This is a genomic window from Gemella haemolysans (genome assembly GCF_901873445.1).
GTDB lineage: Bacteria > Bacillota > Bacilli > Staphylococcales > Gemellaceae > Gemella > Gemella haemolysans_C.
Window position 1 is genome coordinate 1 of sequence record NZ_CABFLN010000056.1, and the last position, 2878, is coordinate 2878.

At 35.6% G+C, this 2878-nt stretch carries 2 protein-coding genes; both read left to right on the plus strand.

The genetic code is table 11. The features are described 5' to 3' along the window. Positions 1 to 852 (plus strand): mucin-binding protein (locus tag JX287_RS07015; protein WP_430537384.1); only part of this gene is annotated, 852 nt, incomplete at its 5' end. A gap of 170 nt (positions 853 to 1022) precedes the next feature. Beyond that, a partial coding sequence (locus JX287_RS07020; RefSeq protein ID WP_430537385.1) for a mucin-binding protein occupies positions 1023 to 2878 on the plus strand: 1856 nt, incomplete at its 3' end.

Consider the following 2878-nt stretch of genomic DNA (forward strand, 5'->3'; position numbering starts at 1 on the left):
GTAACACCAACAACGGAAAATGCAGAAGTAGTTGTGAAGTATCCACAAGCAACAGAAGATGAAGTGGAAACAAAAGTGATTACACGTACAATTAAGTATGTAGATGCAAGTAACGAAAATACAGAAGTGTCACCAAAAGTAGAGCAGACTGTTACGCTAATAAGAACAAATAAACGAAACAAAGTAACAAATACACTTGAAGAAGGAACATGGACACAAGGAAGTTGGGCAGAACAAGCATCACCAACAGTAGCAAACTATGGAACACCAGATAAGACAAGTGTATCGTTAGCAGAAGTAACACCAACAATGGAAGATACAGAAGTAATCGTGAAGTATCCACAAGCAAAAGAAGACGAAGTAGAGAGAAAAGTGATCACAAGAACAATTAACTACCTAGAAAAAGGTACGAACAAAGTCTTGAAAGACCCAACAGTTGAAACAGTGACGTTAACAAGACCGAAGACAACAAATAAAGTCACAAAAGAAGTTACATACGGAGAGTGGAGCAAAGGCAGCTGGTCAGAAGTAACACCAGAAGCAATAGCAAACTACAAAGCACCAAGTGTAACAACGGTAGAAAGAGCAGAAGTAACATCGACAACAGAAAATAAAACGATTGATGTATACTATGAAGCAGATATAAAACCAGAACCAAAACCAGAGCCGAAGCCAGAAGAAAAACCGAAACCAAAATCGGAGCCGAAGCCAGAACCAAAACCGAAAGATGTGTCAGTGATGCAAGGAGTAAGGGAGTTGGCTAATACAGGGGAAAAAACTACTGGGTTTGGAGCTCTAGGATTAATATCGTTAGTAGCTGCAGAGGTAGCTAGACGTAAAAAACAAAACTAAAGTGGGGATATTTAAAAAGAGGATTCACTTCATTATCAGGATGATGGCTTTTTATTGTCGACTTATGTTATAATATTTACAAAAGAAATAATTTTACTTTAAAAATTGTATTTATTGGAAGTAAATAAAAAATATAGATTTGAAAGAATTGAAAAAGGAGAAGAATAATATTGAATAAAACGAATAAAACTAGCCGTTTTTCGACTAGAAAATTAACACTTGGCGTGAGTTCTTTAGCAATAGGATTTGCTACTGTTCCCGTTGTAGAAAATGTTTTGGGTATTCAGCATATAACTTATGCAGAGGAAGCAATTACAAATACAATTACAGGAGTAATTAATGCGCAAGGAAAACCTAATGGAATTAGTTATAACGAAATTAAAGTAATAACTAAAACAACACAGGCAGCAAGAGCTGGTGACTACATCGATTACATATTAGAAAACGTTTCTACAGGTTCGTTGGATAATTTATCAGTTAAGGGTGGTGATGGTCAGGAAATTGGAAAATTAAAAGTAATTCAAGCAGCCGTACCAGAAGTGAATAAACAAAGTAGTGGTGATTTATCTAAGCAAACAGATACAACTTTAAAGGCTTATGAGGGAAAAGTGAGACTAACGTTTAATAAACATATAGAAGATTTTCCTGAGGGTACTGAATTTACATTTGGAGTAAAATCAACAACTTCTCCCGTTGTGTATGCAAATCGAGATTACACATTAAATGCAAGGATTTCTACTACAACAGGAACAACGGCTATAGAACAAACAATTGATATCCCTAAAACACAGGTGGTTGCAGTGAAACCTGTAGTAGGGATTTCAGGAATATTTAACTTTGATGCGGATCAAAATATGACTTCACAAACGACAATATCTGTTCGTCCTCAAAAAGATGTTGGTCCGGGGACATTAATCGAGCTAAACTTATCTGAGGCTTCTGGAATTGAATTCTTACCAGATAAAATTTTAAAAACGCAGCAAGTAGTTCGCTTAGGTCGTGAAGTTACTGAAGCGACTCCTGTTAACGAAAATGGTGCTTACATGATTGCTGGTGGGAATGTTATACTTGAACCAGTGGAAGTAACTAAAGATAAATTTGTACTTAGAGTTGTTTCGGGAACAATTCCAGCATTTCGATTGATAAATTATACTGTTGGAGTTGATAAAATTACCGTTACTGGGGACAATTATCGTCCAGATAATAAGTTTTTTGATGTACCTTCAACAACGCAAACAATTGATGGAGAAGCCGTAGACAAGGCTAACCTATATCGTATACAAGGTGCATTTTCGTCTTCAAATACAAATGGAAAAACGACGTTTTTAAATGAAAAAAGAAAAACTATTAAAACACCTATATTTTCTTCGAACCCACAAGTTGGAGAATTCAAAATTCCAGGGTATCGTCAAGTTTCGAGTGAATTGGTTGGAAATAATAGAGTTGAAAATACTTATCATAAATTAGAAGAGAAAACAGATAGTAAAACAATAGTTCGAACAGTTAAATTTGTTGATGAAGTAACAGGTGAAGAAATTCCTGGACAGACTCCTATTGTACAGTCAGTAACTTTAACTCGTACATATACTGTCGATTCAGTTACCGGTGAACCGTATAACGAAACAACGGGAAAACTTTACACTACTGATGAATTAGATAAACTTTGGAATTCTGGAGAATGGTCATCAGTAAATGCACCTAAGATTCCAAATTATGTTCAAAATCTTTCGAACTCTCCGGATACTAGCGCTGTAATTGTTGATAAGTCAACAGAAAATGTAAATTTAGTTATTCCTTATAATCATGAGATGGAAAATGTCGAAGAACGAAAAACGGTTACTCGTACGATTAACTACCTAGAAAAAGGTACGAATAAAGTCTTGAAAGACCCAACAGTTGAAACAGTGACGTTAACAAGAACGAAGACAACAAACAAAGTCACAAATGAAGTTACATACGGAGAATGGAGTAAAGGTAACTGGTCAGAAGTAACCCCAGGATCAATCGCAAACTACAAAGCTCCAAG